At 53.2% G+C, this 24,386-nt stretch carries 23 protein-coding genes; 14 read left to right on the top strand and 9 right to left on the bottom strand.

The window, feature by feature from the left end; translation table 11 throughout:
* Positions 1 to 56: 56 nt before the first annotated feature.
* Both AC50Y3_RS26890 and AC50Y3_RS26885 read left to right on the top strand, forming a co-directional pair.
* Entirely contained in the window at positions 57 to 1,823 is a 1,767-nt protein-coding gene (locus tag AC50Y3_RS26890) for an ABC transporter ATP-binding protein (RefSeq protein WP_494821784.1), read from the top strand.
* Positions 1,816 to 3,708 (top strand): ABC transporter ATP-binding protein, encoded by a 1,893-nt coding sequence (locus tag AC50Y3_RS26885; protein WP_494821783.1) that lies wholly within the window; start codon positions 1,816 to 1,818, stop codon positions 3,706 to 3,708. The genes AC50Y3_RS26890 and AC50Y3_RS26885 overlap by 8 nt, the downstream gene beginning before the upstream one ends.
* An 80-nt stretch (positions 3,709 to 3,788) precedes the next feature.
* On the opposite strand, the gene gdhA is transcribed toward AC50Y3_RS26885, so the two are convergent.
* The 5 genes from gdhA to AC50Y3_RS26860 form a co-directional block, all read right to left on the bottom strand.
* The gene (gene gdhA / locus AC50Y3_RS26880; RefSeq protein WP_494821782.1) at positions 3,789 to 5,165 is read right to left on the bottom strand and encodes an NADP-specific glutamate dehydrogenase; all 1,377 of its coding nucleotides are present in this window, start codon (positions 5,163 to 5,165) and stop codon (positions 3,789 to 3,791) included.
* Between the two features lie 203 nt (positions 5,166 to 5,368).
* Positions 5,369 to 5,596 carry a hypothetical protein gene (locus AC50Y3_RS26875; protein ID WP_494821781.1) on the bottom strand — a complete coding sequence of 76 codons (228 nt, stop codon included), beginning with the start codon at positions 5,594 to 5,596 and terminating at the stop codon, positions 5,369 to 5,371.
* A 371-nt stretch (positions 5,597 to 5,967) separates the two neighbouring features.
* On the bottom strand, positions 5,968 to 6,261 hold the full coding sequence (locus tag AC50Y3_RS26870; protein WP_494821780.1) for a transporter: 294 nt from the start codon (positions 6,259 to 6,261) through the stop codon (positions 5,968 to 5,970).
* Between the two features lie 43 nt (positions 6,262 to 6,304).
* Entirely contained in the window at positions 6,305 to 6,637 is a 333-nt protein-coding gene (locus AC50Y3_RS26865) for a hypothetical protein (protein WP_494821779.1), read from the bottom strand.
* Positions 6,638 to 6,780: 143 nt separating this feature from the next.
* On the bottom strand, positions 6,781 to 7,764 hold the full coding sequence (locus tag AC50Y3_RS26860; protein ID WP_494821778.1) for a diaminopimelate dehydrogenase: 984 nt from the start codon (positions 7,762 to 7,764) through the stop codon (positions 6,781 to 6,783).
* A 216-nt stretch (positions 7,765 to 7,980) separates the two neighbouring features.
* Here AC50Y3_RS26860 and AC50Y3_RS26855 point away from each other — a divergent pair, with 216 nt between their 5' ends.
* On the top strand, positions 7,981 to 9,741 hold the full coding sequence (locus AC50Y3_RS26855) for an ABC transporter ATP-binding protein (protein WP_494821777.1): 1,761 nt from the start codon (positions 7,981 to 7,983) through the stop codon (positions 9,739 to 9,741).
* A gap of 54 nt (positions 9,742 to 9,795) precedes the next feature.
* A complete protein-coding gene (locus AC50Y3_RS26850) occupies positions 9,796 to 10,755 on the top strand; it encodes a D-2-hydroxyacid dehydrogenase (protein ID WP_494821776.1) in 960 nt (319 codons plus the stop codon).
* Positions 10,756 to 10,790: 35 nt separating this feature from the next.
* Here the strand turns inward: AC50Y3_RS26850 and AC50Y3_RS26845 are convergent, their stop codons facing one another.
* Positions 10,791 to 11,459, bottom strand: a complete 669-nt coding sequence (locus AC50Y3_RS26845) for a phytanoyl-CoA dioxygenase family protein (protein WP_494821775.1) — start codon at positions 11,457 to 11,459, stop codon at positions 10,791 to 10,793.
* 112 nt (positions 11,460 to 11,571) lie between these two features.
* Here AC50Y3_RS26845 and AC50Y3_RS26840 point away from each other — a divergent pair, with 112 nt between their 5' ends.
* Together AC50Y3_RS26840 and AC50Y3_RS26835 are read left to right on the top strand one after the other, a co-directional pair.
* The gene (locus AC50Y3_RS26840) at positions 11,572 to 12,186 is read left to right on the top strand and encodes a DUF8426 domain-containing protein (RefSeq protein ID WP_494821774.1); all 615 of its coding nucleotides are present in this window, start codon (positions 11,572 to 11,574) and stop codon (positions 12,184 to 12,186) included.
* 39 nt (positions 12,187 to 12,225) lie between these two features.
* Positions 12,226 to 12,675: a YdeI/OmpD-associated family protein gene (locus AC50Y3_RS26835; protein ID WP_494821773.1), complete on the top strand. Its 450-nt coding sequence runs from the start codon at positions 12,226 to 12,228 to the stop codon at positions 12,673 to 12,675.
* Positions 12,676 to 12,706: 31 nt separating this feature from the next.
* Here the strand turns inward: AC50Y3_RS26835 and AC50Y3_RS26830 are convergent, their stop codons facing one another.
* The 3 genes from AC50Y3_RS26830 to AC50Y3_RS26820 form a co-directional block, all read right to left on the bottom strand.
* Positions 12,707 to 13,633 carry a sigma-70 family RNA polymerase sigma factor gene (locus AC50Y3_RS26830; protein ID WP_494821772.1) on the bottom strand — a complete coding sequence of 309 codons (927 nt, stop codon included), beginning with the start codon at positions 13,631 to 13,633 and terminating at the stop codon, positions 12,707 to 12,709.
* Positions 13,634 to 13,724: 91 nt separating this feature from the next.
* Positions 13,725 to 14,174 (bottom strand): carboxymuconolactone decarboxylase family protein, encoded by a 450-nt coding sequence (locus AC50Y3_RS26825; RefSeq protein WP_494821771.1) that lies wholly within the window; start codon positions 14,172 to 14,174, stop codon positions 13,725 to 13,727.
* Positions 14,175 to 14,358: 184 nt separating this feature from the next.
* Positions 14,359 to 15,747 (bottom strand): glycosyl hydrolase, encoded by a 1,389-nt coding sequence (locus AC50Y3_RS26820; protein WP_494821770.1) that lies wholly within the window; start codon positions 15,745 to 15,747, stop codon positions 14,359 to 14,361.
* 198 nt (positions 15,748 to 15,945) lie between these two features.
* Here AC50Y3_RS26820 and AC50Y3_RS26815 point away from each other — a divergent pair, with 198 nt between their 5' ends.
* The 8 genes from AC50Y3_RS26815 (at position 15,946) to AC50Y3_RS26780 (ending at position 24,344) form a co-directional block, all read left to right on the top strand.
* On the top strand, positions 15,946 to 16,740 hold the full coding sequence (locus tag AC50Y3_RS26815; protein WP_494821769.1) for an alpha/beta hydrolase: 795 nt from the start codon (positions 15,946 to 15,948) through the stop codon (positions 16,738 to 16,740).
* 115 nt (positions 16,741 to 16,855) lie between these two features.
* Positions 16,856 to 17,194: a DUF5658 family protein gene (locus AC50Y3_RS26810; RefSeq protein ID WP_494821768.1), complete on the top strand. Its 339-nt coding sequence runs from the start codon at positions 16,856 to 16,858 to the stop codon at positions 17,192 to 17,194.
* Between the two features lie 156 nt (positions 17,195 to 17,350).
* A complete protein-coding gene (locus AC50Y3_RS26805) occupies positions 17,351 to 18,676 on the top strand; it encodes an amino acid permease (RefSeq protein WP_494821767.1) in 1,326 nt (441 codons plus the stop codon).
* Positions 18,677 to 18,835: 159 nt separating this feature from the next.
* Entirely contained in the window at positions 18,836 to 19,120 is a 285-nt protein-coding gene (locus AC50Y3_RS26800) for a hypothetical protein (protein ID WP_494821766.1), read from the top strand.
* A gap of 133 nt (positions 19,121 to 19,253) precedes the next feature.
* The gene (locus AC50Y3_RS26795) at positions 19,254 to 19,769 is read left to right on the top strand and encodes a GNAT family N-acetyltransferase (RefSeq protein ID WP_494821765.1); all 516 of its coding nucleotides are present in this window, start codon (positions 19,254 to 19,256) and stop codon (positions 19,767 to 19,769) included.
* Between the two features lie 83 nt (positions 19,770 to 19,852).
* Positions 19,853 to 22,141, top strand: coding sequence for a glycoside hydrolase family 3 N-terminal domain-containing protein (locus tag AC50Y3_RS26790; RefSeq protein ID WP_494821764.1), 2,289 nt, complete (start codon positions 19,853 to 19,855; stop codon positions 22,139 to 22,141).
* A 527-nt stretch (positions 22,142 to 22,668) separates the two neighbouring features.
* The gene (locus tag AC50Y3_RS26785) at positions 22,669 to 23,556 is read left to right on the top strand and encodes an ATP-binding cassette domain-containing protein (protein ID WP_494821763.1); all 888 of its coding nucleotides are present in this window, start codon (positions 22,669 to 22,671) and stop codon (positions 23,554 to 23,556) included.
* Complete coding sequence (locus tag AC50Y3_RS26780; RefSeq protein WP_494821762.1) at positions 23,553 to 24,344, top strand: ABC transporter permease; 792 nt, start codon at positions 23,553 to 23,555, stop codon at positions 24,342 to 24,344. Before AC50Y3_RS26785 ends, AC50Y3_RS26780 begins: the two co-directional genes overlap by 4 nt.
* Positions 24,345 to 24,386 lie beyond the last annotated feature (42 nt).

The following is a 24,386-nucleotide window of genomic DNA, read 5'->3' as shown; positions in this document are numbered from 1 at the left end:
CACGCCAATAGTAGTTACAATATAAGGAAAGACAAACTGTAAGGGAGTCCTGAACGTTGAGCTTTCTAAAGCCTTATTTTCGCCAATTCGGAAAACCGTTTGCCGCAGCGATTCTGTTCCTGATGCTTGAAGCCCTGTGTGATCTCATGCAGCCCACGCTCATGTCGCGCATTATTGACGTTGGGGTTGCGAACAAGCAGCTTGATTATGTCTTCCGTTTCGGCGGCTATATGCTGCTCATAACGGCTATTGGTGCGGCAGGGGCGACGATGCGCAACATTATCTCCAGCCATGTCTCTCTCAATTTCGGCACGCGTCTGCGGTCGGATCTGTTCCGCCAAATTCAGACGTTATCGTTTGACAGCATCGATAAATTCGATCGTGCATCCCTCGTTACGAGGCTGACGAACGATGTGACCCAAATTCAGAATTTCACGAACGGACTCATGCGTATCTTTGTCAAAGCACCGCTTATTTGTATCGGCAGTCTCATTATGGCGATTCGATTGAATCCGCCTCTTTCGGTTGTATTGGCTGTTGTCATTCCTTTCGTGGCGCTGCTCATTGTGATCAATATGCGTATTGGTTTTCCGCTGTTTGCGGGTGTCCAGCGAGCGCTCGATCGCGTGAATGGAGTGTCGCGTGAATATTTATCCGGGGTTCGGGTTGTCAAAGCCTTTAACCGTGTCGATTACGAGACGGACAAGTTCGGCATGGTCAACGATACCTATCGGGAAGCGTCATCTCGTGCGATGCGTTTAATGTCGATCTTCAGTCCAAGCATCATGCTGACCGTGAACCTGGGGATTACCGCAGTCATTTGGATCGGCGGCGTGCGGGTTGACGGCGGCCATATGCAGGTTGGCCATATTATTGCATTTATCAACTATATGACGCAAATTTTGTTCTCGCTGCTGATGATTTCGAGTGTGTTCACCATGTTCGTAAGAGCGAAAGCGTCGGCCGAGCGGATCGGCGAGGTATTCGCAGAGAAGGATTCTATGCCAGTGCGAGATGGCGGACAGCCCAATCCGCAACCACAACCGCAATCACAGCAGGTTTCCGGGCAACCCGGCAGCGGGAGCATTTCGTTCAGAGGGGTATCCTTCTCTTATGCCAAGTCGGAGACCGTGCTTCGCGATATTACGCTGGACTGCCGGCCGGGCGAGACGATTGGCATTATCGGTTCAACGGGATCGGGCAAAAGCACGCTCGTTAACCTCATTCCCCGGTTCTACGATGCAACCTCAGGCACGGTGGAAGTGGACGGACAGGATGTGCGAAACATCGAGCTGAAGTCGCTTCGGGAGAAAATAGCCATCGTACCGCAGAAAGCCGTGCTGTTTACCGGCTCCATTCGGGAGAACCTGCTATGGGGCAAGGAAGACGCAACCCATGAGGAAGTGGAGCTGGCAGCGCGGATGGCGCAGGCGCATGACTTCATTCTGGATTGTCCCGAAGGCTACGATACGCTGCTCGGTCAAGGCGGGGTTAATCTCTCAGGGGGTCAGAAGCAGCGGGTTTCCATTGCAAGGGCGCTCATTCGCCAGCCGTCCATCCTGATTCTGGACGATTGCACGAGCGCCGTGGATACATCGACGGAATCGCGCATTAAGGAAGCGCTCAGGGAATATGCGCAGGGCTTAACCTGTATCCTAATCGCTCAGCGTATGTCTTCTGTCATGGATGCGGATCGCATTATCGTGCTCGATAATGGGGAGATCGTGGGTTCCGGGCGACACGAAGAGCTGATGCTAACCTGCGCGGCTTATCAGGAAATTTATCGGTCGCAGACCGGCAAGGAGGCGCGTGCCAATGTCTGAACGGAATAATCGACCAGAGGGTAATCCTCCGGCACAGCAGGCGCAGAGTACGCCGCCGCCTATGCCTGCCGTGAACGTCCCGGGGCGAGGCGGCTTTATGGGCCGCGGGCCGGTTGTGAAGCCGAAGAATTTGAAGGCGACGATAAGCCGGCTGTGGTCGTATTTTGGCAAGGAAAGAAAGCTGCTGGCGATTATTTTCGTCATCGTCCTGATCGATGCGCTCATTACGCTGGCCGGCCCTTACCTCATCGGCGTGGCGATCGATGCCATGTCCGCAGAGAACGATGGCAGCCCGGTTGACTTCGGACTGCTGCAGATCGCGCTCATTGCGCTAGTCTCTTCTTACATCGCAGATGGAGGTCTGACTTTCCTCCAAGGGTGGCTGATGGCCGGCGTATCCCAGCGTATCGTAGGACGGATGCGAACCGCGCTATTCGCCAAGCTGCACAAGCTGCCGATCCGTTTCTTCGATACGCGGACGCACGGGGAACTGATGAGCCGGATGTCCAATGATATCGACAATGTGAGCAATACCATTTCGCAGTCGGCTATCCAAGTGATGACGGGATCGGTAGCGATTACCGGCGCGCTCGTTATGATGCTGGTGCTCAGCCCCGTGCTGACGCTGGCGAGCTTGATCACGGTACCGGCCGTATTCCTGCTGACGCGGACGATTGCCCGTGCAACCGGGCCTTTGTTTAAGCAGCAGCAGAACAAGCTCGGCAAGCTGAACGGCCATATTGAAGAGACGATCTCGGGCATCCAGATCGTGAAGGCGTTCAACCGCGAGGATAAGGTTATTGATGACTTCGAGGTCGTTAATGAAGAACTGCGGGAGATTGGCATTAAAGCGCAGATCCGCTCGGGTTTCCTTATGCCGATTATGAACGTCATCAACAACATCGGTTTTGCGGCTGTAGCCATCGTCGGAGGCATTCTGGCGGTTAACGGGCATATTACGGTCGGCGTCATCGCCAGCTTCCTCAGCTACTCGCGCCAGTTTGTGCGGCCGCTTATCGAGCTTGCGAATCTGTTCAACGTTCTGCAGTCCGGTGTAGCGGGGGCGGAGCGGGTGTTCGAGGTGCTCGACGAAGAAGAGGAGCCGGCCGATCGTCCGGGGGCGAAGACGTTCGTCAATCCGCGCGGACATGTCGTCTTCGACAATGTGTCCTTCGGGTACCGCGCCGATGTGCCGATCCTGAAGGGAATCAGCTTTGATTCTGCCGAGGGTACAAGCACGGCGCTGATCGGTCCTACCGGCGCAGGCAAAACAACAATCGTGAATCTGCTTAATCGGTTTTATGATGTGACAGGCGGCTCTATCCGAATCGACGGACGCGACATCCGTGATTATACGAAGGACAGCCTTCGGCAGGCGTTCGGCATTGTGCTGCAGGACACCTATTTGTTCTCCGGCACGATTCGGGAAAATATCAAGTACGGCAAACCAAGCGCTACGGACGAGGAGATGGAGCGGGCAGCCGCGCTGGCCAATGCCGCCTCCTTCATCCGCAGGCTCCCTCAGCGGTATGATACGGTGCTGGCCGAGAATGGCGGCAACCTAAGCCAAGGTCAACGTCAGCTGCTAGCCATCGCAAGGGTCATTCTGGCCGATCCGCCGATACTTATCCTCGATGAGGCAACCAGCAGCATCGACACCCGGACAGAGCTGCATATCCAAGATGCGCTGCGAGGCGTGCTGCATGGGCGCACCAGCTTCTTGATCGCCCACCGGCTGAACACGATTCGCGACGCCGACACCATCATGGTCATCGACCGCGGGGCGATCATGGAGAGGGGTTCCCATGAAGAGCTGCTGGAGAAGCAGGGCGTCTATGCCAACATGTTTAAGAATCAATTCGGAGCCGTACTGGGCGAAGGATAACATGCTTGAAATTACAAAAACCCACCGCGCTAGGTTAACAACCATTAACCTAGCACGGTGGGTTTTCTTGTGCTTCGCTATTAAACGACACCTTGTGCAATCATGGAGTCGGCTACTTTAATAAACCCGGCGATATTCGCGCCATAGACCAGATTGCCGGCATGTCCGTAATCTGCGGCTGCTTTGACGCTGTTATCATAGATGTTTTTCATAATGCTATGGAGCTTGGTGTCTACTTCTTCGAAGGTCCACGACAGTCGCATGCTGTTTTGCGCCATTTCGAGTGCAGATACAGCAACGCCGCCTGCGTTCGCTGCCTTAGCCGGTCCAAACAGAACGCCGTTATTCAGAAACACATCAATGGCTTCCAAGGTGGATGGCATGTTAGCCCCTTCGCCAATCGCCTTCACACCGCCATCTACTAACAGCTGTGCGGCCTTCGCGTCAATCTCATTCTGTGTCGCGCAAGGAAGCGCAATGTCACATGGAATGGACCAAATGCCGTCGCAGCCCGGTGTGTAGGTAGCATGCGGATGGATGTTCACGTATTCACTGATTCGTTTGCGATCCAGTTCCTTCAATTGCTTGACCGTATCCAAGTTGATGCCCTGAGGGTCGTAGATGTACCCGCCAGAGTCACTGCACGCAACGACTTTAGCGCCAAGCTGTTGTGCCTTCTCAATCGCATAGATGGAGACGTTGCCCGAGCCCGATACGACAACCGTGCTGACTTGGAAGCTCAAGCCTTTGCTGGCAAGCATCTCGTTCACGAAATAAACGCAGCCGTAGCCGGTCGCTTCCTTGCGCGCCAGACTTCCGCCGTAGACAATGCCCTTACCCGTGAGAACGCCTGCTTCGTTGCCGCCGCGAATACGTTTGTATTGTCCGAACATGTAGCCGATTTCCCGCGCTCCCACGCCGATATCGCCTGCGGGTACATCGACCTCAGGTCCGATATATTTGTAGAGCTCGGTCATGAAGCTTTGCGTGAAGCGCATAATTTCATGATCGGATTTGCCTTTCGGATCGAAATCCGATCCGCCTTTACCGCCGCCGATCGGCTGGCCGGTTAGGCTGTTCTTAAAGATCTGCTCGAAGCCCAAGAATTTGATGATGCTTGCATTTACCGACGGATGGAACCGCAGTCCGCCTTTATAAGGCCCCAGTGCGCTATTGAACTGAACCCGGAATCCGCGGTTCACATGCACCTTCCCCTTGTCATCCACCCATGGCACGCGGAAGGATACGACACGCTCCGGCTCAGAAATTCGCTCTAAAATACTGTTCTGCTCATACTCCGGATGCTGGGCCAGAACGGGAACGAGGGAATCCAGAATTTCCTTCACAGCTTGGTGGAATTCAGGCTCGTGGTGGTTGCGTTGAACGATTGTTTCGTATACGGATTGGACGTATTTTTGTGCAGCTTCCAATTGCTGATCGGGTATAACGGTTATCAATTTGACCAACGCTCCTTTGGATGATGAGGGCTCGAATTTGCATTTTTTTACTCAAAGTTTGTATTTTTATACATTGTAAACGTGTATTTATCATAATACCAATTAATTAATCTTTGCGGTCCGATAAAATACATTTATAACCTAAATGTGAGAAAACCTGCCATATAATCTATGGCAGGTGATCGTAATTCCAGGATGACATGTTACCTTTTGCGCGGCTTCGGACTTCGCAAGGAACGGCGGATGAGGAGCGGACCAACCGCGCTGCCGACCATTGCGGCATAGAAGGAATGGAGCGGCAGCTTAATCAAATAAAACAATACAGTACCCCCAATAATATCAATCACGACAAACTTCTTGATTTCCGACATCGGCACGACCACGACTATAAACTCTTGATTGCTCCCCATTGCATCTACCCCTGCTTTCATCGTAACAATCTCCACTTGAAATTGTATTTGCAGGCAGCTTGTCAGATTCCATGCGAATGAAAAACCCGATGCGCTCGAGCGCTAACGAATCCTAGAGGACTTATTTCAACAAAATGAGGGGGTTTGAAATTCTAACGAATCCTACAAGACTTATTCGGTGTCAAAAGGGGCGTTTCTCGCTCGATTTCCTCACAATAAGGCCTCTACGATTTGTTAGATTTGATAAATGGCTATTATTGAAGGAATAAGACTTTCAGGATTCGTTAGCGCAAAGAGATGTCCCTCAGCCATGGCCAGCATGACAGAGGGACATCTCGTTTTATTACCTCTCGGGAAAGTTGGAGCTTCTCTAGCTTAACAGCCGTTTCTATTTAAACACAGGTAAACGCATCGATTCGCTGAAGGTCAAAGCCGGAGAACATCCAGAAGAATCCGTTCCAGCGGAATCCGGAGACCGACGTCCGGCCTAGGAAGACGGGATAGAACCAGAAGCCGGGTCCGCTGCGCGGCCAAATATAGGTCATGCGGAACATGCAGCGGGAGATGGCTCCCGGGTCAATGGCAAGCGTCGATGAGGTCAGCGGTTTTGGAGGAACCATTTGCGGCGGGGGTGAGCTTGGGGGCTGCTGCATCCCTTGAGGGCCGACCGGTGGCATAAAAGCCATGCTAATCACTCCTTTGCGGTGAAGTTAACGGTTCACAACAGGCTTAAAGCAGCGAGATGGCAAGAAGATTAAACAGAACAAGCGGCAGGATCACATTATTGTAAGTCTGCTGTGGGGGGAAACCCGGTCCAGGGAAGAAGCCGCGATGGGCGCCTTCATTCGAGAGGCAAATGTAGAGAATGCTCTTGTCGCAATGGACGATATGGCCTTCGAAGACATCGCCGTCCATCGTTTCGATCTTGACCATCCGATTGACATGATTAGCGCATAGCTGATGAAGATGGTCTCTGACGGATCGGAGCGTATGATGAACTTTGGAGTCGCACTGATAGATCGGCTTTAGATCCTGTTGCACGGACTGATTTTGCGAGCTCATGATTGATAACCTCCATTTTGAACATGGATTATCCTATGCAGAGGCCCAGTTTGGCGTTACGGGGAGCGGGGCTGGGGGAGGCCCAACAGGCGGCGAAAATAAAAAAACTTGCCATGGGGACCATGGCAAGTTCGAAGGGACGATTAGAGCAGCTCGCGGCGAAGCTGTTCAGCCGATTTAGGCGATAGGTAGCCGATTGGAAGGTCGAAGATCGTCTTCGCGCCTTTGCCGCCTTCTTTGCTTAAACGGTAGCCCGCTCTCGCGCAAGCCACCAGCACGCTTGCTGTAAACTCAGGATTGCTCTCGAGCGTAAGGCCGAACTCGATAATTTGTTTCGTGCCGGCGCCGGTAATCCCGCTGCGAATGACGAATCCGCCATGCGGCATTCCTTGGTGCTCCGCTTGCAGCTGTTCTTCGCTAATGAACGTCACCGTCGTGTTGTAGTCCGAGAAATAGTTCGGCATATTCACGATCGTTTGTGTAATTTCTTCTTTATCGGCGCCTTCTTCAGCGACAACGAAGCATTCGCGAAGGTGTTTGTCGCGAGTAGCCAGCTCCGGTGTTTCACCCGAGCGGATCTGATCGATTACTTCTTGAACCGGCACGGTATATTGCACGCCTGCTTTAACGCCGGGTACGCGGCGGATCGCATCGGAATGGCCTTGGCTTACGCCTTTGCCCCAGAATGTGAAGTCTTTGCCTTCAGGCAGAATCGCTTCTGCAAGCAGGCGGTTAAGGGAGAACAAACCCGGATCCCAGCCTGTCGAAATAATGCTGAGGGTACCGGCTTGCTGCGCGGCAGCGTTGACCGTTTCGTAGAACTCCGGAATTTTGGCATGCGTATCGAAGCTGTCTACCGTGTTGAACATGCTTGCAATAACAGGCGTTTGCTCAGGAAGATCGGTAGCCGAGCCGCCGCAGAGAATCATCACATCGATAATGCCTTTGTATTGCTCTGCTGCCGACATATGTTCGAAGCGGACGCCTTCGCCGCCGGTCATTTGCTCAGGCTGTCTGCGCGTAAAGATCGCAGTAAGCTCCATATCGGGATTTTGAGCGATCGCTTTCTGGACGCCTCTGCCGAGGTTTCCGTAACCTACAATACCAATCTTGATTGCTGCACTCACTTCAAATTCCTCCTATTATGGGGTATTCTGCATATAAGTATAATCTTCATTAAGTATAAAGATATTACATGGAATGTAAACTATTTCTTTTGAGAACCCGCAATTTTCTTGACTATAGGCAGGGGAAATGGCAGGCTAAAGCTATTACATTTCGGTATAACACAAGGGTTTGGGAGTGTTGGAAATAGTCGTGTAGCCAGAGACGGAGGTAATGGATTGAGCACATCGACCAGGAGCGTTACCGGCCTGATTCGCAGACAGGGATTCCGGCAATTTTTAGAGCTTTGTAAGCGCTACAAATATTTATATCTGGCCGTTCTGGTGCTGCAGCTTGGCGGCACGGGTGCCGCACTCCTCCTCGCGGAGCTGAGCAGAAGGATCTTCGACGGCGGCACGGAGCTGTCGCATGCAGAGCTTGTCCGATTAATCATCGGCATAGCCGCGATGGTCCTGCTAGGCTTGTTCTGCTCGCTGGGCGCAAGGATTTGCAACCAAGTCGTAAACACCAATATTGTGTTCAGAATGAGGCAGATCATACTGCGGCAGCTTACGAATCTTTCGCTCAAGTATCACGAACGCACGCACAGCGCCCACACGCAGAATATTCTCTTCAATGAGCTGGAAGTGTTCAAGCATTTTATCGTATTCGATATGCTTCGTCTGATCTCGCTGCCCGTATCCTTCGTCGCTGTCGGCATCTATTTGTTTACCGTGAATCCCTTGCTCGGAGCCATCGCCATTCTTGTAGGTCCTTTCCAGCTGCTCAGCAGCCTGGTGATGCGAGGGAGATTCAAGGATCTCATTGCCGATCAGCAGGCTAACGGGGGAGACGTGTTCTTTCATATGGATGAGACGCTCTCCGGCATTCGGGAAGTGAAAATGAATCAATTGGAGCAGTCGGTATTTGCGAGGTTCGAGAAGGTATGTAAGGAGGGCATCCGGCTCTGGGTCTCCGTTGAGAAAATGGAGGCGTTTCGCGAGTTTATCCGCCTCATTCCGGAGAAGATCGGCTATCTGCTCGGCATTACCGTTGGCGCCATTCTGATGGTGAACGGGGATATTGGCCCCGGTGCGATCATCGCCTTTCTCACGCTGCTCGATAAGGTAAGCGAGCCCTTCGTCAGCATAACGGCAATCATAAGCTCGCTGCAGAGAGTGTCGGCCGGAGCGGAGAATCTGCTTGCGGTCATGGAGATGGAAACAGAGGTGAAGGACCAAGGAAAAGCACTTCCGGCTAAGCCTTGCTCCATTCGATTCGATAATGTCTCTTTCTCCTATCAAGCGGACCGGCCTGTCCTTCATAACGTCAGCTTCGAGATTCCGGCCGGCAAATCCGTAGCTTTGGTCGGCCCAAGCGGCAGCGGGAAGAGTACGCTGATTAAACTGCTCTACCGGTTTTATGAGCCGGTTGGCGGTTCGATTCGGCTGGATGAGCGCCCTATTGAATCGTTTACCATCTCTTCGCTGCGGGGGCAGCTGGCCGCGGTTACCCAAGATGTATATTTGTTCGACGGCACGATTCGGGAAAATATTGCGATCGGGCTCGCGGATGCGACGGATGAGGACATTCTTAGAGCTGCGGAGCTGTCTCAATCGGCATTTATTCGGGAGCTTCCGGAAGGGCTCGATACAAAGGTTGGGGAGCGAGGCATTAAGCTATCCCATGGGCAGAGACAGCGCATTGGCATAGCCAGAGCTGTTCTTCGCCAGGCATCGGTCACGATTTTGGACGAGCCGACATCTGCGCTTGATGTGGAAACAGAAGCGATGTTCCAGAGCGATTTGCCGAAGTGGGCCGGAGCTAGTACCAAAATCATCATTGCACACCGTTTATCGACGATTCGCGATGTCGATTACGTGATTTTTCTGGAGCATGGACGCGTACAGGAAATGGGTTCGCCCAAGGAGCTGCTGCAAGCTAAGGGGCGGTTCTCGGATTTCTGGAGAAACCAGCATATTCATGAGTTTGTCAGCTAAAGCAGGCGAAGTGGACTACCTAAATGGACTAGAAACAAGGAGGCGTTTTACCTTATGACCACGATACTTTGTTTACAAGAGCTTACTTCGGAGCAGCAAGCGGCGGTGCAACAGGCGGCACCGGATGCGTCGATCACTTTCGGCCGAAATTCGGAAACGGAGGATCAAGCCTTTCGCGAGGCGGAGATTATCCTAGGCTGGGATGCGAAGGTAAAGAGCATTGCGCTGCAGGAGGGGACTAAGCTGCGCTGGGTGCAGAGCTGGTCGTCAGGGATCGACAGCCTGCCGCTCGATCTGCTGGAGGAGCGCGGCATCTTGCTGACGGATGCCAGCGGTGTACACGCCAGATCGGTGTCCGAGACGGCGGTTGCCATGATGCTGGGCTTGTCGCGCGGCATTGCCGCGGCCGTTCGCAATCAGCGATCAGGCTTATGGGAAAGCCCGGATACGCTTGCCGAGATGAACGGAGGCACTGTAGCGATTGTTGGCGCAGGCGAGATCGGCCGCGAAGTGGCGCGGATTGCGCGCGCGTTCGATATGCGCGTCATTGCCGTTCGCCGATCGGGCGGCACGGTGCCCGAAGCGGATGTCGTATATGAGACGTCGCGTCTTGATGAAGCGCTGCGGGAAGCGGACTATGTCATTAATATTTTGCCGCTTACGAGTGAGACGCAGCATTTGTTTCATGCCGAGCGATTCGCCGTGATGAAGCGTACGGCTTATTTTATCAACGTGGGACGCGGGGCGACCGTACGGACGGAGGATCTCGTTGAGGCGCTGGATAGAGGAATTATCGCAGGTGCGGGACTTGATGTATTCGAACAAGAGCCGCTGCCCGCGGATCATCCACTGTGGGCAATGCCGAACGTGATTCTCACGCCGCACAATGCCGGTGGTCTGACCGTTCGCAACGGGGAGCGGCTCGTCAAGTTGTTCCTATCGAATTTGGAACTGTATTTGTCCGGGAATGCTGCTGGTCTGCGTAATCTGGTCGATTATAAGAAGCGGTATTAATACGGCGACGGTGGGATGGGCATCCTCGGGTTGCATCAATTAAGCGCAAAAGCGGCTTTAGCCCATGGATACTCGGGATCTGGCTGGGTACCGTCCTTATAGGTGGAGATCAGTGCCCAGCGGTCTGCGCCGGATGTATTGGAATATGAGGCATGCAGCAATAAATCGTGGAAGACGATGGCGTCTCCCTTGGATGCGGCGAAATCGACAACCTGCGATGCGTCGATCTGATCTTCATTTAAGCGATAAATGAATCCATTATTATCGGCTGCTTCCCCATCATGGCTGACTGTCGATCGGTGGGAACCGGGAAGAACTCTCAGACAGCCGTTGGCCGGAGTCGCATCATCCAGTGCGATCCAAACCGAGAACTTGTGACTGCCATGCCAGTAGGAGTAGTCTTGGTGCCAAGGTGAACCGAAGCCTGTGCTTGCATTCTTGAAGACGACCTTGTCGTTCATGAAGAGGACGGAATCGCCGATAATTGCTTTCAATACGCGGGCCAGCTCCGGTGTTCGCGCAGCGTCCTTGAACAATTCGCTTTCAGACGCTAATCCGAGAAAAACTCCGCTTGAGTCGACATCATGTCTGGCTAGAATCTCGGCTGCTTCTGCCTTCAACGCTTGCACCTCTTCATGCGAATAGAGCTGCTTCAGAATGAAATAGCCTTGCCGATCGAACTCTTCCTTGATGGCTGCTGTCATGCTCATTGCCTCCTAATCGATATGATGCGGAATGAATGGCAAACCGGGCTAAAGGGCGTTATAGTATGAATGGTAAAGCAACCGGATAATGGTGTAAAGGGGCGTTGCCAACATGCAGTTGTTTCGGATGCAGGCAGGGGCGGAAGGCAAGAACGGATTAGCTGAATATGTCGAAAATCATTATATAAGCTGCGGTAGGCCGGGCATCGGAGACATGAGCCGCTTCACCCAAGCAGAGCTGGAAGCGACATTAGCTGAAGGCTATGAGCTTGCTGGGCCGGAGCTGAAACGCGAAGCAGAGGCGCATTACTGCTTCGCTCAGGTCATGCAGGACGGAGATTACATAATCCTGAGTGATGGTGAGCGCATGTATCTTGGCGACCTCGGTGACTATTATTATCTCGATGACTTCGACAACGCGGACGATCAGAGCGGGCATAGACGAGGCGTGACTTGGCTGCGAAGCTTGCAGAGGGAGGAGCTGCATCCGGAGCTGCTCGTTTTTCTGGAGCAGGAAGGGAAGCTTGGCACGTTCGGGCGATCGGTTAGCCGGGAGGAGCTGGAGCGGCTGCTCACCAAGCCGGCGCCGGCTGGAATGAGGCTGGTCGACGATGCGACCATGCAGGAGGCGCTCGACATACTGAAAGCCGCAATGCGAAGCGAGGATGTCGAGCGGCGGGAGCGGGCTGCAATCGCGATATTGCAAGCAGCAAGGATGGAGCGGTAGAAGGACAGTGAACGGTGAGATCGCAGAGGAGGTAAGGCGATGAAATTTCGAACGATTGTCGAGCTTGGCGGCAAGACCGCAACCGGCTTCGAGGTGCCGGGCGAAGTTGTAGCGTCACTTGGGACAAGCAAGAAACCTGCCGTTAAAGTGAAGATCGGTTCTTATCTGTATCGCAGTACAGTTGCGACAATGGGCGGACGCTTCATGCTCCCGCTCAGCGCGGAGAATCGCCAGGGTGCCGGTGTAGCTGCAGGTGAAGAGATCGAAGTAGAGCTTGAGCTGGATTCCGAGCCTCGGGAGCTTGAGGTGCCCGAAGATTTCTCGGATGCACTCAGCGGTGCAGCGGCATCCCGTTCATTCTTCGACAGTTTGTCTTACAGCAATAGGCGCAGAATCGTGCTTTCCATAGACGGCGCGAAGACGGCCGAGACCCGGCAGCGGCGCATCGAGAAAGCCGTGCAGGCATTAAGCGAGAGCCGCATTCCATAACGAACATAAGAAGAGCTGTCGAGGCGTGACCTCAGCAGCTCTTCTTGTTTGGATTATAATCGCTAATTCGGGTAAGCTTCTCGGGATTGGAAACCATGTAAACAGCCCGGATGGCGCTGAAATCTGCGTTCGGCTCGAATACGAGCGCAAGCGGGGGGCGACCCTCGCGCTGAAGAAGCAGCCCTTGCTGGCCGCTGATTGATACATGTAAGAGCTGCCCGGTAAGGGAGCCCTTGCCTGCAATACCGGCAAAGAAAGCAGCGATCCGATCGCGGCCCAGAATGGGATTGATGGCGGCGCGGACGATACCGCCGCCGTCGCTGAGCATGACCGCGTCTTCGGTGAGCAGATGGATGAAGCCCTCCAAGCGGCCGGTATGAATCGCTTGCGTGAACGACTGGACGAATCGTTCGATCGACGAGTCCATCGTCGATTCGTTGTCTGTGCGCGACAGGTGGCCGATCTTCGCGGAGGCGCGGCTAAAGATTTTGCGGCAGGCCGCCTCGGACTTCTCCAGCATGGACGCGATGTCAGCGTAATCGTAGCCGAATGATTCCCGGAGCACGAAGACGGCACGCTCCTGCGGCGTGCAGGTCTGCAAGAGAACGAGCAGGGCATAGCCGAGCTGCTCGTGCTGAATAACTCGCTCCAGCGGCGTATTCACAGCAGGGCCAAGTTCAATAATAGGCTCCGGCAGCCAATGGCCGGTGTAGCTCTCGCGCTTGCGCGGTGCTGCTTTCATGACATTGAGCACACGGTTGGTCACCATTTTGACAAGGTAGGCTCTCGGGTGCGTCATATCGGTCTTGCCCAGCTTACTTATCGTGACGAACACATCCTGGACGGCATCCTCGGCCTCGCTCATCGAGCCGAGCATCCGATAAGCTATGGACGTAAGCAGCGACTTATGTTCGCGGTATAACTGTTCCACTTCTAACGAGTGATCGATCGTCTTCAAGGCGTATCAACCTCCGATTCTAGATGCATTTTATCAAGATAAGGGTATGAAAGAAAGCCACCCGGGCGGGGTGGCTTGTCAGTCCGTTCACTTATTTCGCATAACAATCGGGAAACATGCCCGTCGCAATCGCGATTCGGTTCCAGCTGTTGATGGCATTGATGGCTAGCAGCAGGGCGACAAACTCGCTTTCATCAAAATACTTGCGGGCTTCGTCGTAAACGCTCTGCGGCACGCCGCCTTCGGAGATAAGCGTAACCGCTTCGGTCAATGCGAGCGCAGCGCGTTCCTTCTCCGTAAATTGAGGAGATTCGCGCCAAACGACGATCAGGTTCAGCCGGCGCTCGCTTTCGCCCATGGCCCGCAAATCGGTGGTGTGCATATCCACGCAGAATGCGCAGCCGTTGATTTGGGAAGCGCGGATTTTGATGAGCTCATAGATCACTTTATCCGCATTTAATTCTTTTGCCGTCCCGTCGAATTTAAGCATGGCCTGGTAGGCTGCAGTGTTGGCTTGGGATGCGTTCATTCGTAAGTTCATATCGATTCCTCCAATGGATGATAGTCTAATTTGTCGTTCCACCTACATAGACAATTCAAGCTCTTATTCTGTGACAGTGGAGCCACCCCAAATAAAAAAACTCTGAGCGCCTACAGTGGGTGTAACGACAAAAAAGCTGCCTCAAAAGTCATAGCTTGCACTTTTGAGGCAGCCTGCAAAGTTGTTAAGCTTGGCCGACATTTCTCCAGTCCGGAAGTCGATCAAGTGTGATGCAATTCGGGTGATGATAGACTTTCTTCAATTGCTCGTCCGTTGTTGATTTTCCGTCAAGCACGAAACCTTCGCCCCATGTCATGTACCACAGCCAAGGCGTGCGGCTTGCGAGGAGCTGATCCGGATCCGGAATCGATCCGTTCTCGCCAAGCGCAATGAGCTTCTTGCCGCCGGCCAGCGCATCTACTTGCTCGAACGGCTTGCGAAGCGGGCCATAATTGGCAGAAGGCGCATAGATGTCGCAGCTGTCAATGTCGGTTTCGCCCTCACCCGGATACCACTCCTCCACGTGAGAATTCCATACCCAGATCAAGTTATGAAGCTGGTGCAGATTCGTTAAACGGTCAACTAATAACCGCCATAGCTGCTTGCACGGTTCGGCACCGAATGCGCCCCACCAGAACCAAGCGCCGTCTGCTTCATGCAAAGGCCGCCACAACACCGGTACGTTTGCATCCTGCAGCTTCTTCAATTGCTCCGCAATGGCATCGATATCGGCCAGCAGCAGCTGATGTTCTTGCGAATCCGGTTTTAAAGCGAGCGGAAGATTAAAGTCGGTGTTCTTCGTGTAGAATGTTTTGTCCGTGCCGCCGGTTGGCGCAAACCAGTGCCAGGTTAAGGTTACGATCCCATTCTGGACGGTTGTCCACTCGATAGCGGACTCGATGGAGCCTTTGTTCTCTGCGATTTCGAGCAGCTTGTGCGGTGTTGGATCTGCTGTTTCGGTAGCATGCGTGTAGCTGAGCAGGTCAAACCCGCGAATAGCAGGCTGTTTGCCGGTTACGCTCTCGATATACGTGAATTCTTTTACAGGTGTAAATCCGGAAGCGGTATGCTGACCCGTAAGGAGGCTGCGACCGAACTGACTGTTCAAGTAGTTCCACAGCGACACGGTCTCCGCCGATGCCTTCGGATTGATCAGGGGGCGCGGCGAACGGTGAAGCTCAGGCGCGTCCACGGCGGATAACAGGAAGCTGTCGACTTCCACGCCGCTGTCCCAGGCTTTGAGCATGGCAAGCGTATGTGTGCCGGCTTTTAGAAAAACGCTGCACTGACGCTCGGTTACAAACCCGTCTGTGGGACGTGATCTCACATAGCCGTAGCAATTGCCATCGATGAGGAGCGCGTTGGACCGATAGCCGTCCGGCACTGCATAACGGACGCTAAGCTCATAGAAGCCTTCCTCTTGAATCTGTACATCCACTTCAAGCCAATCTCCTTCATTCTCCGTGCCGTTTACATAACCGGCTCCGCTAAAACCCGGTGTCTCCTGTGCGACCGCGACGCCTTGAAAACGGCCTTCTTCGGCCTGAACGATAATCGAGCTGCTTGTTTTCATCAGAACGTTCCCCCATTTGCTTCGAATTGATCATTGTTTTCACTATATATGAATTTTCAAATCGTTTGAATGTACATATATCAAATGGAGCTGGTGCCACGTGAGGCACCCCGAAGCCGCTTCGGACATAGACTAGGCTATAAACCAATGTTAGGTACGAAAGGAATAACCGTCATGTATCTCGATATAAGGAATAGCGTGAGTGAGTGGATTCCCGGCTGGCAATATGTAATGGAGCAGAGAGCGAAAGAGCGGGAGCAGCCGCTCACCTTCGTCCTCGTCCATGGTTCATGGGCGGATGCCGGCTTCTGGAATGGGGTTGCGGTGATGCTGCGTAAGATGGGCCATCGCGTATATACCCCTGAATATCCAGGGCACGGAGGCGATCCGAATACCAATGTGACGCACGCCATGATTACGAAGGCGGTAGCGGATTTCATCACCAATCATAACTTGCGTGATATCATACTGGTCGGGCACAGCTTCGGCGGATCGGTCATTCAGAAAACAGCGGAGCTTGTTCCGGACCGGATCAAGCGGCTCGTCTTTATGGACGGATTCGTGCTGGGCGATGGTCAATCCGTAGTGGACCAGTTTCCGCTTCCAACTCAGCAGGCGTTTGAGCAGCTCAGGCAGTCATCGCAGAATGATTCGCTGCTGCTGCCGTATCCGCTCTTCCGGGAATTGTTCGTCAATTTGGCGGATGCGCGGCTTGCACAGCAGCTTTACAGCGAAGCAAGACCGGAGCCAGCCAAGCCTGCTTTTGAAAAACTGGACTTAAAGAAGTTTTATACCTTGACGATTCCGCGAAGCTATCTCTATTTGACGGAAGATAATTTACTGCCTCAGGGAGAGGGCTTCGGTTGGCATCCGCATATGTCGAGCCGACTTGGCGTGTTCAGATTGATTCGCTCGCATGGCGACCATATGACCTACTTCAGAACGCAGCCCGGACTTCTTGCGCAGAAGCTGTATGAGGCTTCGAGAGATTGAGCAGTATAGGAGAGCAGGGCGAGGCTGTCGCCGCTGCTCTTTTTGCTATAGTAAAGGGATGTATTTATTTGCTGAATTATGATACAATATGTATCTAAAATATGGAGGTGATGCGATGCCGGCTCGAGCGAAAGTGGCCATCAGGAGCTTGCGTCCGGGTAAAAGCGCGTTGAAATGGCTCGTTGTTTTATCTTTTTTCGATGCATTTGCTACAGATATGGGTATTCGAATGCGTGCGATCAGTGAAGCAAACCCGTTTGCTGCTTACTTGTACGAAACGGACCCAACCGTCTTCTACGCGTACAAAATTATTTTGCCGCTTCTTCTGCTCTATTTGATACAAAATGTATCAGAAACTTCGTTTTTAAAGAAGTGGATTCTCATCGTGACCCTCATCTACGCTTTGCTGGCTATGTATCATCTCGTATGGATGCTTCTCGTCTTTGTGCTGTAACCTTTCGTCCCGCGCATCTGCCTGAGCTGACTGTCAGCTCAGGCGGGATACTGCTGCGTGTGCGGTAGCGGATACCATTCTTGCTCATTACGCCGTAACTTCTCCACTATGCCAGGGCATACTAATGCGACGAATGAGACGTGGGGGTTACTAGGTATGCATAAAAGATTGGCATGGTGGCAGCTGTCGCTAATCGGTATAGGCTCGATTATTGGAGCGGGTTTTTTTCTTGGGAGCGGCCTCTCGATTGGTATGGCAGGGCCATCCGTGCTCATCGGTTACGTCATTGCAGGTCTCGCGACATTTATCGTATTCGCCTCTCTGGCTGAAATGACAGTAAACGACCCGCAGCCGGGCTCGTTCCGCACATATGCAAGACTGGCCTTCGGCCGCTCGGCAGGCTTTATGTCCGGATGGATCTACTGGTTATCGGGCGTGCTCATTATGTCCAGTGAAATCGTCGCGCTGTCTACCTTCACGCAATACTGGTTCCCCAACATTCCGCTAGGCATCTTCTCCGTGCTCTATGCTGTGCTTGGGTTCGGCATCAACTTCATGGGCATGCGCAACTTCGGCACCATTGAGTCTGTTTTCGCAGTCATCAAGCTAACCATCCTCATCTTGTTCATCGTGTTTGGTGCGTTATTCTTGTGCGGCTTACTATCTACTTCGCCTAAAGTGCCGATTCAACCTATTGGTATGCATGACTGGTTCCCGCATGGCTTTAGCGGGCTGTGGTCTTCCATGATTTTTGTCTTCTTCTCGTTCGGAGGCATTGAGGTCGTCGGGGTCACGGCTTCGGAATTGAAGCGCGGGGAAGAGATTGCAAAAGCGGGGCTGACGCTCCTTCTGGTGCTGGTTCTTGTCTATGTGCTGGCTTTGTTCGGTGTGCTCAAAATGACGGAGGCCTCTGCAATCAGCGACGCCACCAGTCCCTTTGTAACGGCGCTTTCCGGTTTTCGCATCCCATATCTCGGTACCTTGTTTAATCTCATTATCATCAGCGCCGCATTCTCAACCATGGTTGGGGCGTTATTCGGCGTGAGTCGAATTATGGTCTCCCTCGCGGAGGATGGCGATGCCCCGCGTTCGCTGAAGCAGTTGAACAGCCGCGGCGTCGCTTCCAAATCACTGTGGATTACAGCGGCTGCACTGACCGTCTCCATTGTTTGCTCGTATCTGCTGCCTCATACGATGTATGAATATGTGAGTACGGCAGCCGGGTCGATGCTGATCCTGAACTGGATTCTCATTCTTGCTTCATCACTCAAATTACGCCGCCGCTATGAAGCGGGCAATGGCAAGTTTCGGGCTTTCGCGCACCCCTATGGTGCCTATATCGGAATGGTGCTTATCCTCGTGGCCATCTCCGGGGCACTTCTGCATCGTAATGAACGTATCGGGCTGGGGCTAAGCGCAGCATTGATCCTGTTAGTATTTGTAGCATCCAGGATTGTGCCCTCTATAAGTCGGCGCCGCTGAAGCTGGCGGACAATAGCAAAAAGGCCGTGAGCTGACGTTGCAGTTTTGCAGTCAGCTTCACGGCTTTTTTGATATGACCTGCATCTTGTTACAAGTTCTCAGACCCTATATCATAATTCAATAGAGGTATAGCAGGGAATATAGGGAGGGTCTAAAGAAGTGAAAAAGTACTTTATTATTACTCAGATTATCTACTTACTCTTTTTATTGCCGTGGTTCGGGATATTTCTCATGTCCTTCATGTCCTTTGACAGCGGCTTCAGCACCTGGAATGTGGCGTTTGTCTCCAGCCTTGCGGCATATCCGGTGGCTGCAATTGTTTGCTCGATCCTTGCCTGGGTATTTTATAAGCGCCGTAAAGGGTTAGCGAAGGCGATAAACGCCGTGCCACTGATCTGGGTAGCCGGCATTGCTGTATTGCTGGTCTATGTTTTTGCATCCTAATCATTCAAAATATTGATTAATGCAATAGATAACATTCGTTATACAAATCAAGCTGCCGAGCGTATCATTTCCCTATGCGGTGTGAGGTGTGCTGCCAGACATCGTAATTTTGGACAAAGGTGTGTGGAGATTGATGAGCCATGAAGTAGAAATAGAGAGAATCGCTTCGATTCACGATCGATTGGATGGGCTGTCGGAGCTGTTGTCCGCGGTTGTTCGTGATGGCGCTTCGCTTGGATTTCTTCCGCCGCTAAGCCATGCAGAAGCTGCAGACTATTGGGCGAATGTGCCGGCACCAGAGGTGCAACTGTTTATCGCAACGAGGAACAACCGGATTGTTGGCAGCATCCAGGTGCATTTGTGTGCGAAGCCAAACGGCAGTCACAGAGCTGAGATTGCCAAACTGATGACGCATCCCGAATATCGCCGAATGGGAATTGGACGAACGCTCATGCAGACAGCAGAAGAAAGTGCGAAGCGGGAGGGACGGTCCTTAATCGTGCTGGATACACGTGAAGGCGATCCGTCTAATCTTCTCTATACATCGATGGGCTATATCCAAGCAGGAAGAATTCCGGGCTATGCCAAGTCAGCGGATGGTGGACTGGATGCTACGATTTTGTATTACAAGGTGCAGCAGTCGAGCTGATAATTTGGAAATGACTGCCAAGTAACAAAACAGGTTCCTCTGCGTCTATACAACTAGAAAAGAAATACAGGGGTGTGGAACAGATGACGAAATGGAAATCAACCGCGATTGGAGCGGCTGCCGGGATTGCTTTTATGGTCTGGGCAGGGACAGCGGAAGCGGCTAATGCAAATGCAGCGGCAACTCCAACAGTAGAACGATTTACAGATTTAAAGGGAGCCCAGTGGGCGGCAGATAGTATTACATATATGGCAAAGCGGGGAACGGTAGCCGGCTACGGCAATGGCATGTTCAAGCCTGATGGAGCGGTCACTCGTGCACAGGCGGTCACCTTCATGGTGCGAGAGCTGTACCCGCAGCAGTTGGCTGACGGTGAACAGACCTATAAGGACGTACCGCAAAGCCACCCATTCTATAAAGAGATTGCGGTAGCAGCAAGGATGGGCCTAGCCGGCGGTTTCCCTGATGGTACCTTTCATCCCGATGCCTCAATCAGCCGTGCGGAAACAGCCGCTTTTCTTACTCGTGCTTATGCCCTTGAATCCGGGAAGCGCTCAGTGAGTCTGTCTGATACGGCAACGCACTGGGCTGCTGCGCCTATTGGGGTTATGAGCTCGAATGGACTGATCGGCGGGTATGCGGACGGCACCTATCGACCGGATAAATCCGTGACGCGCGCAGAGTTTGCGGTGTTTATGACAAGAGTCATTCGGTTCGAGAGAGAGAACGCCATTCAGGCGCAGGACTGGGATAAGCTCATGTCGTACATGACCGTGAGCGAGCAGATAGGGCAAATGCTTATGCCGGATATTCGGCAGTGGAATGGGCAGCCCACGACGACGGTAAATGAAGGCATTAAGGAGACAATTCATAACGAGGATCTGGGCGGCCTCATTCTGTTTGAGAAAAATATCGTGGATGCCAAGCAGGTCACGACACTCACGCAGGGGCTGCAAGCGGAAGCAGGCGATATTCCGCTGTTTCTTGGGATCGACCAAGAGGGCGGCGTAATTAAGCGGATTCCCGGCGGCACGAATCTACCTGGGCAGATGGCGCTTGGAGCAACGCGGGATGCAGCGCTGGCTGAAGCCGCGGGGAAGCTGACAGGTGAGGAGCTGAAGGCTCTTGGTATGCAGCTGGATTTTGCCCCGGTGCTCGATATTAACAGTAATCCGGACAATCCGATTATCGGGATGCGCTCCTTCTCCTCGGATCCGGATATGGTCACACGACTTGGGCTGGCAGAGATTAAGGGGCTGCAATCCTCGGGCGTCATCCCGGCGGTGAAGCATTTTCCGGGGCATGGCGACACGACGGTGGATTCCCATCTGGGGCTCCCCGTGCTGACGCATGATCGCGCGCGATTGGACGCGGTCGAGCTGAAGCCTTTCCGCGCTGCCATCGAGAGCGGCGTGGAAATGATCATGAGCGCGCATATCGCGTTCCCGGCCGTAGATAATGAGCGGGTCATCTCTCGCAAAGATGGCACCAGCGTACCCGTACCGGCGACCCTGTCGAAGAAGGTGCTGTCCGGATTGCTGCGGCAAGAGCTGGGCTTCAAAGGCGTTATTATATCCGATGCGTTTACGATGAACGGGATCGCGGAGCATTTTGGCGAGGAGCAGGCTGTCGTGCGCGCGGTATCCGCAGGCATTGACATTATTCTTATGCCGCAGGATTCGGCCATTGCGCATCAGGCGCTGGTGAAGGCCGTCAATAACGGAACGCTCTCCTCGGATGCGATTCATGCTTCGGTGAAACGGATTTTGCAGCTGAAAGCAAAATATGGCTTGTTTAGCGGCAGAGGAGAGAGCCTCGCTTCCAAACTTACTGCATTGCCGGCGGTTATCGGCACTGCCCCGCACCGCGAGGTCGAGCGGGAAATAGCCGAGCGCTCGGTCACGCTGCTGGCCGGGCGAGATGGAAAATATCCCGATCGCATCGGACAAGGCGACCGTGTTGTCATTGCTGCTGCCGACGAAGAGATCGGGAAGCAGCTGGAGAAACAGTTACGCCAAGCCGGAGCCTCCGAGCATCTTAGTACAGAGATTGTAATCATCGGGCCGGGGAAGACAGCGGCTGCGCTGCCTAAGCTGAAAGGCGCGGATTACGTAATGTTGGCCTCCTACCAATTCCGCAACGTAGCCAGTCAGTTTGGGTGGTCGGATTACCAGACGGTTATTGATGATTTGAATAAATTAGGCCAACGATACTCCCTTGTATCGCTGGGCAACCCTTATGAGCTGCTTTACTTGCGCGACGTGAAATCAGCTGTGGCGCTCTATGGGAAGCAAGAACCGAATATTAGAGCCGGTATAAACGCGCTGCTCGGGCAGGCGGAGCTGCCGGGCGTCTTGCCGGTTCAAAAGTGAGAAGGGAATCACCTGACCAAAAATACACTGCGTTCACGCTGAGAGTTCCGAAATCCTACTCTCAGCATTCAAACTAACTAATTTAACCCCACAACTGGAGCTGAGAGTCGCAAAACAGAACTCTCAGCACCAAAAACACGTCGAAATGACGCTGAGAGTTCCAAAACACAACTCTCAACATTCAAACTAACCAATCAAGCCCCACGACTGGAGCTGAGAGTCGCAAAACCGAACTCTCAGCTTCAAAAACACACTGCAATCTCGCCGAGAGTTCCAAAATGAAACTCTCAATACACAGCAGCAGCCGGGGGGCGCGGCGACACCTCTATGAAATGCGATAATGTACAACCTTCGCCATTGCAGCTGGAGTGCTGGTAATCGCGGCGGTTTTAAGTGGTTGGTTCGAAGAGCAAAGGGTCCAAGCTGTATCTAAATTAGATACAAGGGACCCTTTTTTCTTGTTGTAAATTAACTGTGTACATAATATACTGATTATACAATACACAATTAATGAGGAGGACGATTATATGGCAAAGCTGGCTATAGAAGCTGCTGGGCTGCGAAAGAGCTTCGGCAGTCAAACGGTGCTGGAAGGCATCGACTTGGCGGTCGAGAAAGGGACGATCTTCGCATTGCTTGGCCCAAACGGCGCCGGCAAAACGACACTTATTCATATTCTATCTACCTTAATTGAACCCGATGACGGCAGCGCGAGGATTGAAGGCTATGACATTGTGGCGAGTAAGAAAGAGGTGCGACAGTCGATCGGCTTAACCGGTCAATTCGCCGCAGTCGATGAAGTGTTGACCGGGGCTGAGAATGTGAACATGATGTGCAGGCTGTCTGGTCTGACTGCTGCAGAAAGCCGTTCCCGCACGGCGGAGCTGCTGAGAAGCTTCGATCTGGAGGCAGCCGCCGGCAAACGCGTGAAGACCTATTCCGGCGGGATGCGCCGGAAGCTGGATCTTGCCGTCAGTCTCGTCGTGCACCGGCCGGTGCTATTCTTGGATGAGCCGACAACGGGGCTCGACACGGTGAGCCGCCGCGCATTATGGGCGAATATTCAGCAATTGAAGGAGCAGGGGATTACGATCTTCCTGACGACGCAGTATTTGGAGGAAGCGGATCAATTAGCCGACATGATCGTGGTCATAAACCATGGGCGAGTGGTCGCATCGGGGACGGCCGCCGAGCTGAAGACGCGTGTGGGCGGCGAAGTAATCGAGCTGCGAAGCAAAGACAATGAGCTGCTTCGAACGATTCCAACGAGCGGAACTATAGTTGATGTGTGGCAAACGCTTGGGAGCGTCGTTCATTCCTTCCCGGAAGGTACGCATTTCAGTATTCGCAAGCCGAGTATGGACGATGTGTTCTTAGCGTTAACGACCACCAAGAAGGAGGCGTCACTGGCATGAGAACGTTACAGCAACGGGCACCGAAGCCCGCATCCTTCGGCGTAACAAACCTAGTCTTCATCGTACGCAGTCTCCGTCATAGTCTGCGCAATGTCGAGTCGCTCGTGATGGCAATTATGCTCCCCGTGATGCTCATGCTTTTGTTCACGTATGTGTTCGGTGGGGCTATCGATCCCTCTGGCGATTATGTCGATTACGTTGTACCGGGGATCATCCTGCTGTGCGCGGGCTTCGGTTCCTCAAGCACCGCGGTCGATGTCGCGACAGATATGACAAACGGCATCATTGATCGGTTCCGTACGATGCCGATTCGTTCGCTGAGCGTTGTCGTTGGACACGTGGTCGCGAGTCTGGTCCGTAATTTGCTTGCGACTTGTATCGTCATCGGCGTCGCGCTCGCCGTGGGCTTCCGTTCGGACGCCGGCGTATTAGAGTGGGCGGGAGCGCTCGGCGTGATCATCTTGTTCATCCTGACGTTCACGTGGTTATTCGCCGCGATCGGCCTGGTGACCGGCAGTCCGTCGGCCGCGAGCGGCTACGGCTTCGCGCTGCTCTTCCTTCCGTATCTGTCGAGCGCCTTCGTGCCGACGAGCACGATGCCTTCATGGCTTCAAGGATTAGCCAATCATCAGCCGATCACGCCGGTCATCGAGACCATTCGCGGGCTGCTTTCCGGCACGCCAATCGGAGACAACGGCTGGTGGGCGATCGGCTGGTGCACAGCCATCCTGATTCTGGCTTTAGTATGGTGCACGCTAGCGTTCCGTAAGAAAGCCGGCCAACGATAAAATAAAAAAAGCAGCGATTCGAGCCCATTAGCTCTGAATCGC

Source organism: Paenibacillus sp. J22R98 (assembly GCF_059383835.1).
The sequence above is the reverse complement of the archived record's forward strand: the minus strand, read 5'-3'. Positions and strand labels throughout refer to the sequence as shown.